Origin of the sequence: Pseudooceanicola antarcticus (assembly GCF_900215355.1) — a bacterium.
GTDB classification, from domain to species: domain Bacteria; phylum Pseudomonadota; class Alphaproteobacteria; order Rhodobacterales; family Rhodobacteraceae; genus Pseudooceanicola; species Pseudooceanicola antarcticus.
Genome location: NZ_OBEA01000008.1, coordinates 90169 through 104107 on the forward strand (window position 1 = coordinate 90169; position 13939 = coordinate 104107).

The 13939-nt window shown below is 67.3% G+C and carries 17 protein-coding genes and 1 tRNA gene; 11 read left to right on the forward strand and 7 right to left on the reverse strand.

From position 1 onward, the window contains the following. The first annotated feature begins 99 nt into the window (after positions 1 to 99). Together CRO50_RS17940 and CRO50_RS17945 are read left to right on the forward strand one after the other, a co-directional pair. The gene (locus CRO50_RS17940; protein ID WP_097147319.1) at positions 100 to 1647 is read left to right on the forward strand and encodes a sensor histidine kinase; all 1548 of its coding nucleotides are present in this window, start codon (positions 100 to 102) and stop codon (positions 1645 to 1647) included. After that, the gene (locus CRO50_RS17945) at positions 1644 to 2060 is read left to right on the forward strand and encodes a response regulator (protein WP_097147320.1); all 417 of its coding nucleotides are present in this window, start codon (positions 1644 to 1646) and stop codon (positions 2058 to 2060) included. The genes CRO50_RS17940 and CRO50_RS17945 overlap by 4 nt, the downstream gene beginning before the upstream one ends. A 278-nt stretch (positions 2061 to 2338) precedes the next feature. Here the strand turns inward: CRO50_RS17945 and CRO50_RS17950 are convergent, their stop codons facing one another. Beyond that, positions 2339 to 3040, reverse strand: a complete 702-nt coding sequence (locus CRO50_RS17950; RefSeq protein ID WP_157791696.1) for a response regulator — start codon at positions 3038 to 3040, stop codon at positions 2339 to 2341. A gap of 189 nt (positions 3041 to 3229) precedes the next feature. On the opposite strand from CRO50_RS17950, the gene CRO50_RS17955 reads away from it, so the two are divergent. The 3 genes from CRO50_RS17955 (at position 3230) to hisH (ending at position 5400) form a co-directional block, all read left to right on the forward strand. Then, on the forward strand, positions 3230 to 3994 hold the full coding sequence (locus tag CRO50_RS17955; protein ID WP_097147322.1) for a sensor histidine kinase: 765 nt from the start codon (positions 3230 to 3232) through the stop codon (positions 3992 to 3994). Positions 3995 to 4096: 102 nt separating this feature from the next. Beyond that, the gene (gene hisB / locus CRO50_RS17960; protein ID WP_097147323.1) at positions 4097 to 4684 is read left to right on the forward strand and encodes an imidazoleglycerol-phosphate dehydratase HisB; all 588 of its coding nucleotides are present in this window, start codon (positions 4097 to 4099) and stop codon (positions 4682 to 4684) included. Between the two features lie 71 nt (positions 4685 to 4755). Further along, positions 4756 to 5400, forward strand: a complete 645-nt coding sequence (gene hisH / locus CRO50_RS17965) for an imidazole glycerol phosphate synthase subunit HisH (RefSeq protein WP_097147324.1) — start codon at positions 4756 to 4758, stop codon at positions 5398 to 5400. 71 nt (positions 5401 to 5471) lie between these two features. On the opposite strand, the gene CRO50_RS17970 is transcribed toward hisH, so the two are convergent. From CRO50_RS17970 to CRO50_RS17980, 3 genes are all read right to left on the reverse strand, one after another. After that, the gene (locus CRO50_RS17970) at positions 5472 to 5903 is read right to left on the reverse strand and encodes a DUF2147 domain-containing protein (RefSeq protein ID WP_097147325.1); all 432 of its coding nucleotides are present in this window, start codon (positions 5901 to 5903) and stop codon (positions 5472 to 5474) included. Between the two features lie 262 nt (positions 5904 to 6165). Then, positions 6166 to 6549 (reverse strand): DUF2147 domain-containing protein, encoded by a 384-nt coding sequence (locus CRO50_RS17975; RefSeq protein WP_097147326.1) that lies wholly within the window; start codon positions 6547 to 6549, stop codon positions 6166 to 6168. Between the two features lie 161 nt (positions 6550 to 6710). After that, a complete protein-coding gene (locus CRO50_RS17980) occupies positions 6711 to 7856 on the reverse strand; it encodes an endonuclease/exonuclease/phosphatase family protein (RefSeq protein WP_097147327.1) in 1146 nt (381 codons plus the stop codon). A 215-nt stretch (positions 7857 to 8071) separates the two neighbouring features. Between CRO50_RS17980 and hisA the strand changes: the two genes are divergently transcribed. The 5 genes from hisA to CRO50_RS18005 are packed head-to-tail and all read left to right on the forward strand — an operon-like array spanning position 8072 to position 10625. After that, the gene (gene hisA, locus CRO50_RS17985; RefSeq protein WP_097147328.1) at positions 8072 to 8794 is read left to right on the forward strand and encodes a 1-(5-phosphoribosyl)-5-[(5-phosphoribosylamino)methylideneamino]imidazole-4-carboxamide isomerase; all 723 of its coding nucleotides are present in this window, start codon (positions 8072 to 8074) and stop codon (positions 8792 to 8794) included. Continuing rightward, positions 8794 to 9126 (forward strand): hypothetical protein, encoded by a 333-nt coding sequence (locus tag CRO50_RS17990; RefSeq protein ID WP_097147329.1) that lies wholly within the window; start codon positions 8794 to 8796, stop codon positions 9124 to 9126. The genes hisA and CRO50_RS17990 overlap by 1 nt, the downstream gene beginning before the upstream one ends. Before the next feature lies 1 nt (position 9127). After that, positions 9128 to 9472, forward strand: a complete 345-nt coding sequence (locus tag CRO50_RS17995; RefSeq protein WP_097147330.1) for a hypothetical protein — start codon at positions 9128 to 9130, stop codon at positions 9470 to 9472. A 59-nt stretch (positions 9473 to 9531) separates the two neighbouring features. Continuing rightward, on the forward strand, positions 9532 to 10293 hold the full coding sequence (gene hisF, locus CRO50_RS18000) for an imidazole glycerol phosphate synthase subunit HisF (RefSeq protein WP_097147331.1): 762 nt from the start codon (positions 9532 to 9534) through the stop codon (positions 10291 to 10293). 11 nt (positions 10294 to 10304) lie between these two features. Then, positions 10305 to 10625 (forward strand): phosphoribosyl-ATP diphosphatase, encoded by a 321-nt coding sequence (locus CRO50_RS18005; protein ID WP_097147332.1) that lies wholly within the window; start codon positions 10305 to 10307, stop codon positions 10623 to 10625. A gap of 7 nt (positions 10626 to 10632) precedes the next feature. Here the strand turns inward: CRO50_RS18005 and CRO50_RS18010 are convergent, their stop codons facing one another. After that, positions 10633 to 11061 carry a CoA-binding protein gene (locus CRO50_RS18010; RefSeq protein ID WP_097147333.1) on the reverse strand — a complete coding sequence of 143 codons (429 nt, stop codon included), beginning with the start codon at positions 11059 to 11061 and terminating at the stop codon, positions 10633 to 10635. 387 nt (positions 11062 to 11448) lie between these two features. Beyond that, positions 11449 to 12225 carry a 23S rRNA (guanosine(2251)-2'-O)-methyltransferase RlmB gene (gene rlmB, locus CRO50_RS18015; protein WP_097147382.1) on the reverse strand — a complete coding sequence of 259 codons (777 nt, stop codon included), beginning with the start codon at positions 12223 to 12225 and terminating at the stop codon, positions 11449 to 11451. 251 nt (positions 12226 to 12476) lie between these two features. On the opposite strand from rlmB, the gene CRO50_RS20250 reads away from it, so the two are divergent. Continuing rightward, a tRNA-Tyr gene (locus CRO50_RS20250) sits at positions 12477 to 12560 on the forward strand. A gap of 222 nt (positions 12561 to 12782) precedes the next feature. Here the strand turns inward: CRO50_RS20250 and CRO50_RS18020 are convergent. Then, the gene (locus CRO50_RS18020) at positions 12783 to 13880 is read right to left on the reverse strand and encodes a tRNA-dihydrouridine synthase (protein WP_097147334.1); all 1098 of its coding nucleotides are present in this window, start codon (positions 13878 to 13880) and stop codon (positions 12783 to 12785) included. Between the last annotated feature and the right edge of the window lie 59 nt (positions 13881 to 13939).

Sequence of the window (13939 nt, forward strand, 5' to 3'; positions counted from 1 at the left end):
CGGCCCCTGGGCCCGGCGCCACCAGGGGGCTCCCTGCCAGCGCCCCTGGCCCATGCCGGCCCGGCCCAGCCCTTCGCACCGCGAGACCGAGTTGCCCTGATGAGACAAGACATCGGCTCCTCCGAGCCACAGCCGCCCTTCCCCGACCGCGCCGGTTTCATCGGCCCGGATGCGCCCGGCCCCGAGGTGACCGCATCGGAGTTGCTGGAGCGCTACAAGCTGGCGGTGACGCTGACCCCGGTGCCCGCCCTGCTGGTCGATGCCGAGGGCATGATCACCGCCACCAACGAGGCGCTGGACCGGCTGTTCCTTTACCCCAGCCGGGCGCTGATCGGTCAGAACATCGAGCGCCTGGTGCCGCTCTCGTCCCAGCACCGCCACCCGGCGCTGCGGCAGGCCTTCAACACCCGCCCCTCGCGGCGCGAGATGGGCCAGGGCCGCGAGGTTCACGGTCAGCGCGCCGATGGCAGTTTCGTCCCGGTCGAGATCGGCCTCTCGCCGATCCCGCTGGGGGACGAGCTGCTGACCTTCACCACGGTGATCGACATCTCGGAACGCCACATGGGGGAACGCCGCCTGCGCGAGGCGCTGGATGCGGCGGCCACGGCCATGGTGCTGGTCGCCCCGGACGGCACCATCGAGCTGGTCAATACCGCCGCCTGCCAGTTGCTGGGCGGCTTCTCGGCCGAGATCGTCGGGCGCGATGTCGATACCTTCGTGCCCCGTGAACACCGCCTGAAACACGCCGTCTTCCGCCAGTCCTACCTCTCGGCGCCGCGCCCGCGGGCGATGACCGACGCCAACAACCTGCGCGTGGTGGGCCTCGACGGGCAGGAAACGCCGGTCCATATCGCCCTGACCCCGATCAACGGGGTGGGCGGGCAGCGCATCATGGCCACCCTCGTCGACCTGCGCGAAATCCTGGCCCAAGAGCGCGCGCTGGCGATGCAGAACGCCCAGCTCTCGGCCCTCAACGAGGAGCTGACCCAATTCGCCTATTCCGCCAGCCATGACCTGCGCGCGCCGCTGGCGACCATCGCCGGCCTGCTGGAGCTCTGCCTGGAAGACCTCTCGGACGGCGAGATGGACGAATGCACGCGCAATATCAGCGAGGCGCTGAAGACCTCGCGGCGCAACATCCACAAGGTGGAACAGGTGCTGACCCTGGCCCGCGCCGGGCTCGAAGCCATCGACCTCGAAACCGTCGACCTGGTCGAGGCGACGGCCGCCATCTGGGACGATCTCAGTTGCGGCGGCCTGGACAAGCCCGCCTTCTGCATCGTCGCCAGCGGGCCCGCCTGTTTCGAGGTCGAACGCCCCACCCTGCTGACGGTGATCGAGAACCTGCTGTCCAACGCCTGCCGCTTCCAGGACAGCGGCAAGCCGTTTTCCTGGGTCGAACTGAGGATTCTCGACCGCCCCGATGGGGTCGAGCTGCAGATCCGCGACAATGGCGTCGGCATTCCCGAGGCCGACCAGGCGCGCGTCTTCGAGATGTTCCGCCGCTCCGGCAGCAGCAGCGGCCATGGGCTCGGGCTGACCCTGGTCCAGAAACATGTCCGGCGGCTGAATGGCACCATCGCGCTCGACAGCTCCCCCGAGGGCACGCGTTTCACCCTCTCCCTGCCGCTTCGGAGGTCGCAATGATGATCCCCACCTATATCGTCGACGACGTGGACTCCGATCGCTATATCGCCCGACGCCGTCTGGCCAAGAGCGGCCACTTCGGCCCGGTGGACGAGGCCGCGGATGGGGCCGAATTCCTGCGGCGCTACTTCTCGGAAAGCCCCCATGCCACCGCCGGCCTGCCCCGGCTGATCCTGCTCGACATCAACATGCCCGAGCTCGACGGGTTCGAGACCATCGCGGAGTTGAAGCGGCGCTGCGGGCATGGCGAAACGCCCAAGCAGATCGTCGCCATGTTCTCGTCTTCCGACAACGAGCGCGACCTGGAGCGGTCCCAGTCCAGTGGCATGGTCGAACATTTCTTCACCAAGCCCATCGACGACAGCGCCATTGCCGAGATCCTCGAAACCTACCGCGAAAGGGGGTTCCTCTAGGCCAGGCCGACCCGTCAGCAGAAGCGACCGGCCCCCGAAAGGCACCGAAGCTGCTGTGGCAGTGTTGGGGGACAGATGCGAAGCGCCGCCGCGGGTGCCAAGGGGCATGGCCGTCGGGATGGCCGTACTCTCGCGCCACAGCGTCAACCCGATGAGGGGCCGCAACCCGATGAGAGGCAGCCCTGACGCAAGTGCAGGCGGAGGCAAATCCTCCGCCAACCCGTCGCCAGAGCGGTGCGAGCGCCAAAGGCGCTCGGACGAGCCCGAAGCAGGACTGGCTAGTGTTTTCGGAAAATGAACTGTGTCGCCGGGTCCTCCAGCAGGTCGCTCCAGTCCTCGTCGCCGCCGCTCGGCACCAGCCCGTAAGAGCGCAACATCTGCAACGTCTCCGCGCCCGTGTCGTGGTGACCCGTTCCGCGCGAAATCTCTTCGCGGACGATGTCCCGCATGGCCAGGACCAGCTCTTCGCGTTGCGCATCCAGCGCGCGGCGCAGGGTGGCCTGCGCCAGCTTGCTGCCCTCTTCCAGCGCCCTCAGGATCAGGCCCTTCAGCGCCTCGCGGGTCAGGTCCGACTTGGCCTTGTAGTCGATGCAGCCGCTGCGGATCGCCTCGACCGCCACGTCGTGACGTGCCTCGCCGCTGATCATCACAACCGGGGACTGGCCGTTCCGCTCTTCCTCGCGCAGGTATTCCTGCGCCTTCAGCCCGTCGCCATCGGGCAGAAGATAGTCAATGAAGACAACATGGTAGCGCCGCCTTTCCAGCATCTTGCGGAACTCTTCGATGCCCGAGGCGATGGTGACCCGCACCGGCAGCTCGGTCGAGCGGCATTCGCGCTGCAACTGCATGGCGTCGAAGCGGCTGTCGTCCAGCACCAGCACGTCGATCAGCGGAGGCTCCGGTTCCGGCGGCGTCGCATGGACCCCGGCAGAGGCCGCCGCCGCGGGGACCATGTCCCTGTCGTCCCTGTAGACCTCCATGACATCCTCCTTCTCGCCGGACCATTCCCGGCTCGAAGCATTCCGCATTCCCCATTGCCAAGGTCTTAACAATGCCTTGCGACTTCCGCCGCATTTCCCGCAAGTTATCGGACAATCCGATGGATTTTTCGGGCGAGGCGACCGCGCGCGTAAACCGGAGGTTCGGCATTTCGGCGTCAGGATCTGCGGATGATCGACGACACCTCCCGTCCCGGCGTGGCCAGTGCCGCGCGCCCCGCGCAGCCAGCCGCCGCCTCGGCTGAGCTAGAGGAATTCCTCTATATCATCACCCATGACCTGCGCGCCGCCTTCCGCGCCTTCCAGACCATCCCCGAATGGATCGAAGAAGACATGGGCCCTCTCCCCCCGGACCGCGCCGCCGCGGTCGAGGCGCATCTGGCCATGCTGATGACCCAGGCCCGGCGCTGCGACCGCATGTTGCTGGACCTGCGCGATTATTCCCGCATCGGACGGCGGGCCGACAGCCTGGGGGAACACCCCGTGGACGCGGTTCTCAGCCAGGCGCTGATCCAGTCGCCGCTGCCTCGGGGCTTCTCTTTCTCGATCGAGGGCGGCGGCCTGCTGTCGGGGCCGGGCAACGAGCTTGTGCTGCTCTTCGCCGCGCTCCTGTCCAATGCGGTCAAGCATCATGACCGCGAGAACGGGCGGATCACGCTGAAGGTCTCGGGCGCCGGGCCGATGCGACAGCTGCGCTTCAGCGACGACGGGCCGGGCATTCCCGCGCAGTTCCACGAGGCGGTCTTCGACCCGCTGCGCACCCTGCGCCCACGGGACGATTGCGAAGGCTCGGGCATGGGCCTGCCCATCGCGCGCAAGATCGTCAGACGCCTGGGCGGAGAGATCGCGGTGGCCCGGACCGCCGCGCCGCGCGGCACCACCCTGGCCTTCACCCTGCCCGGCCACGATCCCGCACAGCCCGCCCGGCTCAACTAGGGGCTGCGGCAGTGCGGACGCAGCCTGCGCCAAACCGCGCCGCGCCCCCTTCCCAAGCGCCTGCACTCCGGCCTATAAGCCCCCGGAAACCCGGAGGCTTCCATGCGCAACGCCCAAGTCACACGCTCCACCGCCGAGACCGATATCCATGTCGTCATCGACCTTGACGGCACGGGCCAGTACGAATGCGATACCGGCGTGGGCTTCTTCGATCACATGCTGGACCAGCTGGCGCGGCACTCGCTCATCGACATCACGGTGACCTGCAAGGGTGACACCTTCATCGACGATCACCACAGCGTCGAGGACGTGGGCATCGCGCTCGGCCAGGCCCTGACCAAGGCGCTTGGCGACAAGCGCGGCATCCGCCGCTACGGCGATTGCCACCTTGCGATGGACGACAGCCTGGTGCGCAGCGCGCTCGACCTCTCGGGCCGGCCCTTCCTGGTCTGGAACGTCGACTTCCCGACCCAGAAGATCGGCAGCTTCGACACCGAGCTGGTGCGCGAGTTCTTCCAGGCCTTCAGCACCCACGGCGGGATCACCCTGCACGTGGACAAGCTGCACGGCTTTAACTCGCACCACATCGCCGAGGCGGCGTTCAAATCCGTGGCCCGCGCCCTGCGCGTCGCGGTCGAGAGCGACCCGCGCAAGAGCGATGCGATCCCCTCGACCAAGGGCACGCTCTAGGCGCACCCCGGAACGGCTTGACCCCCGGCCCGTCACGGGCCATTCCCGAAGCGCAAGACGAGGGACACCCGATGCTGACGGTTCTGATCGACTACGAAAGCGGCAATCTGCACTCGGCCGAGAAGGCCTTCCAGCGCATGGCGCAGGAGGTCGGCGCGGGCGAGGTGATCGTCTCCTCCCGCCCCGAGGACGTGGCGCGGGCCGACCGCATCGTGCTGCCCGGCGACGGCGCCTTCCCGGCCTGCCGCGCCGCGCTGGCCGGTGCCGGCGAAGGCTCGGTGCTCGAAGCCCTGCGCGAGGCGGTCGAGGTCAAGGGCCGGCCCTTTCTGGGCATCTGCGTCGGCATGCAGCTGATGGCGCGTGTCGGCCATGAATACGAGGAAAGTCAGGGGCTTGGCTGGATCGACGGCGAGGTCACGAAGATCGAGCCCCAGGACAAGGCGCTGAAGGTGCCGCACATGGGCTGGAACGACCTGGTGATCGACCAGCCGCACCCCGTGCTGGCCGGGATCGAGACCGGCCACCACGCCTATTTCGTCCATTCCTACCACATGTCCGTCGCCGATCCGGCGCAGCTCATCGCCCATGTGGACTACGGCCAGCCGGTCACCGCCATCGTCGGCCGCGACACGATGCTGGGCATGCAGTTCCATCCGGAAAAGAGCCAGGCCAACGGCCTGCGCATGATCGCCAACTTCCTCAGCTGGGCGCCCTGATCCCGCAGATGCAAAGGGCCCCGGCGGGGCCCTGAACCGGCGGCATCAGCCGGGCATCCATGGGGCGGGCCCTACTCGACCCGCTTCCAGACCTGGCTGTTGCAGATCAGCCCGGCGCAGCCCCGCACCGACAGCTCGTCGCCCTGCACCTGCACCTCGGCATCGACCACCTTGTCGATGAGCGGCACGTAGACGCGCCCCTCGTAGGCATTGGGGTTAACCTGCTCCATGTCGCGCAACAGCATCTTGCCGACGGCACGGGTGACGATCGGTTCGCCCTGGGGGCTGAAGGCCCGCTCCAGCCGGCCGCAATAGGCGGCACCGCAGTTACGGATGACCACGTAGCCCGTCTGTCCCTTGCGATCAGGCGGCGAGGCCCAGGTGCCCAGCACGGTCTCGGCCGCCATGGCGGGGGCGGCCATCAGGCACCCCATTGCCAGAGCTGCGGCGATTGGCAGATGCCGCAGCAGGGGGCGCTTCTGCCCCGTCATTCCCTCGTCCATAACTCTCTCCTTCTGGAGCCAGTCCCATGGGCCCGCGCCGGTCCTGCCGTCCCCCGCATCCCTCGGAAGCCGGTGGCGCCTTGGCCATGGGATGAAAACCTAGGAGGGAATCGTTTCAGAGAGGAAAAGGTTCCGCAGGGGCATGTCGGATCCGGCAGGTTCTTGCCGGAATTGGCCCCCTTTCGGCGTCAGCCAGCCGCCAGAGACGCAAAACCCCGCTCCGCTGCGGCGGAACGGGGCTGTCTTGCGGCCTGCGAAAGGATCAGCGGACGCGGGTCCAGAGCTGCTTCTTGCAGATCGGACCGACACAGCCCGCGACCTGCAGGCTGTCGCCCGAAAGCTGCATCTTCGAGCGATAGACCTTGTCGCTCGAGGGTTGCCAGATCTTGCCGTCGCGGTACTTGCCATCGCCTTCGGACTGCATGTCCCAGACGATGGGCTTGCCCTTGTTGGCACTGTCATATTCGCCGCTGGCGTTGAAGGTTCGGCTGATGAGGCCGCAATAGGCCTCGCCACAGGGGGCGAAGGTGACATGGGCATAGGCGCCGTCGTCCACCTCGGTCTTCCAGACCCCCTCCACCGGATCGGCCAGCGCCGGGGTGGCAAGCAGCACCAGTGCCAGCGCACTGCGGATGAGTTTCAGCATGGTATCCTCCCTAAAGCTCTCCTCAACCCGCATCCTGCCCACCGATGGATTGGTCAGGCAAGGACGATCCCGATGACCTTGCGTTACGCGCAGGTCAACCGGCTGAGACCTGCGATCCCGCTCCGCCGGCCCCTGCTCAGGCATCCTCAGGTCAGGGCCACTCAGGTCAGGCGGGGCTCCAGCCTTAGGCTGACGGGGCGGTGATCGCTCAGCATGCCACGGCCCAGAAGCGCCTCGGCCTCCTCGAAGGCCAGGTGCTCCACCCAGCCCGAGCGCGCCCGCGCCACCAGCGGAGAGGTCCCGCCCGAGGTCAGCGCCTGGGTGAAAAGGATGTGATCCAGCAGGATGTTGCGCGAGCGCTGCGGGTCCAGGTCATCGCTGAACTGCGCCGTCCAACGCAGCTCTCCGGGCTGATCGAAAAGCGCGTGATTGAGGAACTTGCGGGCGAAGAAGACCTCCCCCTGCAGGTTCGAGACAAGGTCGTGCAGCAGGTATTCGCGCTCCATGATCTCCTTGCCCGGACCGTCGTTCAGATCGCCCAGCACGATGATCGAAGGGTCGGCCTCCTGGGCGAAGCGGCGGTCGATATAGGCGCGGATCACCTGCGCCTCCGAGCTCAGCTTGATGCGGGCGGCATGGGCCTCGGCCATGAAGCGCTGCACCGCTTTCGAGCCCCTGATGTAATCGTCCAGATCCTCGCCCGCCTGGCGCCTGGGGATCGAGATGCCCACGTGCTTGCTTTTCAGATGCGCCCCGATGATCTCGTGCCGCGCCCCGCCCCACTGGAAGCGCAGGATCTGCGGCTCGCGGTAGAAGCGATGGGTGCGGCGCTCGGCCACCGGCACGTCCTTCACCTCGCCGAAGTCCTTCAGGCGCGGTGCCGCGACCCGCCAGGTGCCATCGGTCCGGATGGTGTCAGAGCCCTCGGCGCAGAAGGCCCGCCAGCTTTCGACCGGCACCAGCTCGGGCGCCACCTGGTCGGCCAGCGCCTTGCGGACGAGGAACCACATCCACTGCCGCCCGTCGATCTCGTAATCGGCGCCGGGGGGACGGCGGATGAGGTCGTAGCCCGGCGTCACCGCCTGGGCGAAGCCCGACATCTGCTCGATCCCGCGCGGCGCCTCGCAGATGAAAAGGATATCCGGCGCCAGCATCTCGATGAAGCCTCCCACTGCGGCGATCCGCACCTGGGCCTCTCCCATCGAGGGCGCATCCTGCGGGAAGAGGTCTTGCCCCGGCTGATACTTCCCCGAGACCACACCCCAGTGGCTGTCCAGCCATTCGGCATTCCAGGTCGTCACCTTCATCGAAAGTCCCTCCTCTGTGCCGCGGACCCGCCCCGGGCCCGCCCCATGGGGTCAGCTTGCCCGCCCCATGGGGTCAGCTTGCCCGCCCCATGGGGTCAGGTTGGGCCGGAAGGCCACGGCGGCGCAAGTAAGGGGAACCCCCACTTGCAGGCGCATTGCATTCCATGCCCGCCCCATGCAAAAGCCGGGCAAGCCTGCAAGGAAGGACCCCGACCATGATCCTCTATCCCGCCATCGACCTGAAGGACGGCCAGGCCGTCCGCCTGCTGAAAGGCGACATGGAGAAGGCCACCGTTTTCAACGACGATCCCGCCGCCCAGGCGATGGAATTCGTTTCGGCCGGTTGCGAGTGGCTGCACCTGGTGGACCTGAACGGCGCCTTCGCCGGCAGCCCGGTCAACGCCGCCCCGGTCGAGGCGATCCTGGAACGCTGCAAGGTCCCCACCCAGCTTGGCGGCGGCATCCGCGACATGGCGACCATCGAGATGTGGCTCTCCAAGGGCCTTTCGCGGGTGATCCTGGGCACCGTGGCGGTCGAGAATCCCGCCCTGGTGCGCGAGGCGGCGAAGGCCTTCCCCGGCCATGTCGCAGTGGGTATCGACGCCCGCAACGGCTTTGTCGCCACCAAGGGCTGGGCCACCGAGACCGACGTGCAGGTCACCGACCTGGCGCGCAGCTTCGAGGACGCGGGCGTGGCGGCGATCATCTACACCGACATCAACCGCGACGGCGCCATGCAGGGCCCGAACATCGAATCCACCGCCGCGCTGGCCAATGCGGTCTCGATCCCGGTCATCGCCTCGGGCGGCGTCTCCTCCATCGCCGACCTGCAGGCGCTGAAAGCCTGCGGCGCACCGCTCGACGGCGCGATCTCGGGCCGGGCGCTTTACGATGGCGCCATCGACCTGGCCGAGGCTCTCGCGGTGCTGAAGGCCTGATGGCGGCCCGCCCGGCCACCGCCCGGCTCAACCGGATCGCGCTCTGGCTGGTGCTGGCGCCGCTGATGTGCTGGCTGCTGGCCATGGCGCTGACCATCGCGCTTGGCGGCCTGGGCTGCACCATCGACGAGGGCAGCACCCATGCCTGCCGCCTGCTGGGCCTGAAGCTGGACAATTTCGCCTATTCCGTCGGCCTCTTCGCCGCCTGGGGCGGGCTCATCGTGCTGCCGCTCTCGGCAGGTTTCGCCTTGCTCTGGGGCGGGGTCCGGCTGATGCTGGCCCTTGCCCTGCCCAAAGACACCTCCCGCAACGCCCCACCGAAAGATCGCTGACATGCAAAAGGAAATCCTGGCCGCCTTCCTGATCATGGTGCCCACCGTCGCCTTCTTCCTGGGCGGCATGGCGCATAACAAGTGGTCCTACTGGCTGCTCAGGATCGGCGGGCTGACCTTCGCACTGGTGCTGGCGCTCTCGGTGCTGACGGACAACATCTGCCTGGGCTCGCTGACCGAGGGCTTCTCGAGCTGCGCCAACAGCACCGTGCTGGCGCAGATCATGACCCAGCTCTCGCCGGTGATCCTTCTGGGCGTGGTCGGCGCCCTCACCGTCGGCCCGCTGCTGCTGCTCACCGCCCTCGGGCTGGAGCTTTACACCCGCTACAAGGCCGACGCCGCCTGAGCCTTTCCCGCGCCGCCCCAAGCGGCTAGACAGCGCCCAGGACGCACCGGAGACATGTCATGCTGAAGACCCGCATCATCCCCTGCCTCGACGTGGCCGATGGCCGCGTGGTCAAGGGCGTCAACTTCGTCGGCCTGCGCGACGCGGGCGATCCCGTGGATGCCGCGAAGGCCTATGACCTGGCCGGCGCCGACGAGATCACCTTCCTCGACATCCACGCCACCCACGAAAACCGCGGCACCATGTTCGACGTGGTCACCCGCACCGCCGAGAACTGCTACGTGCCGCTCACCGTGGGCGGTGGCGTGCGTACCGTGCAGGACGTGCGCAACCTGCTGCTGGCGGGCGCCGACAAGGTCTCGTTCAACTCGGCCGCCGTGGCCGACCCGGACGTGCTGGCCCGCGCCGCCGATCACTTCGGCTCGCAATGCATCGTTTGCGCCATCGACGCCAAGACCGTCGCCCCCGGCAAATGGGAGATCTTCACCCATGGCGGGCGCAAGCCCACGGGGATCGACGCGGTGGAATTCGCCAAGCTGGTCGCCGCCAAGGGGGCCGGGGAAATCCTGCTGACTTCGATGGACCGCGACGGCACCCGTGCGGGTTTCAACCTGCCGCTGACCCGTGCCATCTCGGATGCGGTCTCGGTGCCGGTGATCGCCTCGGGCGGCGTCGGCACGCTCGACCACCTGGTCGAAGGCGTCACCGAGGGCGGCGCCTCTGCCGTGCTGGCGGCCTCGATCTTCCACTTCGGCGATCACACCATCCGCGAGGCCAAGAAACACATGGCCGCCGCGGGCATCCCCATGCGACTGCAATGACCGAGGCTGCAATGACCGATACGCTCTCCCGCCTCTCCGCCACCATCGAGGCCCGCCGCGGCGCCGACCCCGACAGCTCCTGGACCGCCAAGCTGCTGGCCAAGGGCCCCGAGAAATGCGCCGAGAAGTTCGGCGAAGAGGCCATCGAGGCCATCATCGAGGCGGTGAAGAACGACCCCGAGAAACTGGCCAGCGAATGCGCCGACGTGCTCTATCACATGCTGGTCATGCTGGCGGCACGCGACGTGCCGCTCTCTGCGGTGATGCAGGTCCTGGAAGCGCGCGAGGGCACCTCGGGCGTGGCCGAGAAGGCCAGCCGTCCCAAGGGTTGAGCAGCGCCTAGCCGCGCCGCTCCAGCTCGATCTTCGGGCAGCGATCCATGATCACGTCGAGGCCCCGCGCCTCGGCCATCTGGCGCGCTTCCTCGCTGATCACCCCAAGCTGCATCCAGACCGTCTTCAGCCCCGGCAGCGCCGCCAGCGCTTCGGCCACGATCTCTGGCGCGGCTTCCGGGGCGCGGAAGATATCCACCATGTCGACCTCGGCCCCGAAAGCCTCTCCGACCTCGGCGAGAGAGCCCATGACCGTCTCTCCCAGCGCGCTCTGCCCCGCCTGCCCCGGATTGACCGGAATCACCCGGTAGCCCTTCGACGCCAGGAAGGCCGCCACCCGGTGGCTGGGCCGTTCCGGCTTGGGCGACCAACCGACGAGCGCGATGACCCTGGTGCGGTCCAGCACCGCGTCGATTGCCGTATCACTCTGATCCATCTGGTATCTCCTTGCCTGCCCAAGGCTGCGTCAGCTTGTCCGGGGGCACAAGAGCCCCCGCTGCCGCAGCCACGGCACAGACGAAAAAGTGCTCAAGGCGGGCCCTGGACCCCCGGTGCCGCAACCGCGGCAAAGACGAACGCGGCACAGACGAAAAAAGCGCCCAGGGCGAGCCCTGGGCGCAGTGCGGAACGAGGGACAGTGAAAGGAAACATCGGCGTTCCAGGCCGGTGCCTCTGAACGATACGTAGGGTGGCCGTACCGGACATGAAGAGGGTGTAATAAGATTGTGAACAATCCCTTAAGTGCTACCGCGCAAAAGGCAGGCAGCAGACAGGGAGAGCGGGGAGGCCCGAAGCGGCCCCCCTCGCGGCGCGCAAAAGGGCCTCAGCCCCGCGCCGCGTAGAGCGCCACCGCAGCGGCGTTCGAGACGTTGAGAGAGCCGAAATCGCTGGCGAAATCAATCCGCACCAGGGCGTCGCAGACCTCGCGCGTGCGCGGGCGCAGACCGGGGCCCTCGGCCCCCAGCACCAGCGCGACGGGGCGATCCCTGCGGCCCTCCAGCGCGGTCTCGATGTTCTGCTCGGCCTCGCCGGCCAGACCCAGCACGATATAGCCCATCTTCTGCAGCTCGAGGATGGTATCGGCCAGGTTGCGCACCCGCAGGTAGGGCTGTCGCTCCAGCGCGCCCGAGGCGGTCTTGGCCAGGGCGCCGGTCTCGGGCGCCGCGTGGTGGCGCGGCGCGATGACGGCGCGGGCACCGAAGACCTCGGCCGAACGCAGGATGGCACCGACGTTATGCGGATCGGTGACCCGGTCCAGCAGCACCAGGCGCGGCGCGCCGACGCCCTCGCCCAGGGCGACGTCGGGCAAGGAGCCCCAGTCCAGGGATTTCACCTCCAGCGCCGCGCCCTGGTGGACGGACTGCGGGTCGATCGGGGCGGCGAACTTGCGCGGGTCGCTCATCTCGGGCTCGATCCCGGCTTCCGCGACGGCATCGGCGAGCTTGTCCAGCGCATTGCGGGTGACCACCAGGCGGACCTTTTCGCGCTCCGGGTTCATCAGCGCATCGCGCACCGCGTGCAGTCCGAAGAGCCAGACGGTCTCGGCGGCGGCGGCGCGCTTGCCCTTTTCCTTGTCGATCACCCACTGCGGCTTCTTCATCATCGCTCTCCGGCGGCGGCGCGCCCGTTTCGGCGCGGCGCGTGCATGTATGTGTTCTGCACCGACGTGATACCGACATAATACCGACGTTCCACCGACGCTGCTTTCCGGCCCTTTTACAGGGTTTCGGCCTCCTACGCTGCCCCTTCCCGCATCGCAAGCAAAAGGGGCGGATTTTCCTGTTGACGCCTCCGGCCAGCCCCGGTAATCACCCGCTCACGGTTGGACGGGGCAGCGCCTCAGACCAATTCGGGCGACGAGCTGCAAGGTGCGGCAGCGGACTGTAACTCCGCCGGGGAGACCCATGCCTGGTTCGATTCCAGGGTCGCCCACCACTCCCCCCTCTTTCGTGGTGACACTGCTTTCCGGGCCGGCAGGCAGCCTGGTACGCCAGGTTTTTCAACCTGTTAGCGGCAAGGTGTTCTTTTCCGCCCGACGCCGCATGAGGCGCCCGCCCCACTCGCCACCGCCCGAACAAGCAAACACCCCCGCCAGGGTCGTCCTGACGGGGGTGCGTGACGGCCTTTCCGGCCGTCCATGGATCGGGGCGACGGCGATCAGGCCGACTTCTCGTAACCGCCGTTGTAGCCTTCGCTCTTCCTGCGGATCTGCGAGTGCTCGACGATGCGCTCGCGCGCGATGCCGCGGAACTCCTCGATCGAGGCAAAGCCCTTGCGTTCGAGGTAATCGGCCAGGTCGGTCTTCAGCTCCTGGATCAGCTTCACGCCGACGCCGCCGCTGCCCTTTTCCTCCATCGCCGCGGTGCAGACCTGCAGGTTGCCGGCGCCCTGGACGATGAAGTTGAAGGCCTCGTGCCAGCCCTTGATGCCGCCGATGCCAGAGATCGCCTTGTCGGGATAGGCGCGCGAGATGTCCGAGACACGCTGCAGCGCCTGGTTCAGGATCGCCAGGCCACCCTGACCGCCCGAGGTGACGTAGCCGTCGACCTCGACCTCGAATTTCATCGTCTCGGGGTCCATCAGCGGCAGCGAGGGGAAGGTGTTGCAAAGCGAGATCGCCGAGGCACCTGCCTCGTAGGCGGCCCCTGCGGCATCGGCCAGGGTCGAGGTCGACGGCGTCAGCTTGACCCAGATCGGCACGTCCACCACGCTGGTGACCGCTGCCAGGACCGAGCGGATGATGTCCTCGTCATTGGCGATATGGGCGCCCATGTCCTTGCGGTCCATATGGGGGCAGGACATGTTGAGCTCGATCGCGTCGCAACCGGCGTTCACCACCGCGGTGGCAAGCTTCTTCCAGTTGTTCATTTCCTCGATGCTGCCTGCACCGGCCATGATCGAGGCGATCAGCATGCGGTCCGGGTAGGTCGCCTTGATCTCTTCCAGGTCCGGCAGCCATTGCTCAAGCGGCTGGTCCGAGATCAGCTCCCAGTTCCAGGAGGAATGCGGAACCGTGTCGGGCCGCTTGGAGCGCGAGACATAGGGCTTCTCTTCGCTGGTGCGCTGGAAGATCGTCTTCGGGCCGGCGACATTCTCGACCGGGTGCAGGCCGATGGTCTTGGTGACCACCCCGCCCCAGCCGGATTCGAAGGCCTTCAGGATCTTGCGCTTGCTCTCCGTCGGAGGCGCAGAGGCCAGGACGAAGGGGTTCACGAATTCAAGACCGGTGAAATTAGTTGCTAGTGGATTTGTCATGGCTCATCCCCGTTGTTTGAGACAAGGGAACGTCATTTTTTACCAACAAGTCAATATTT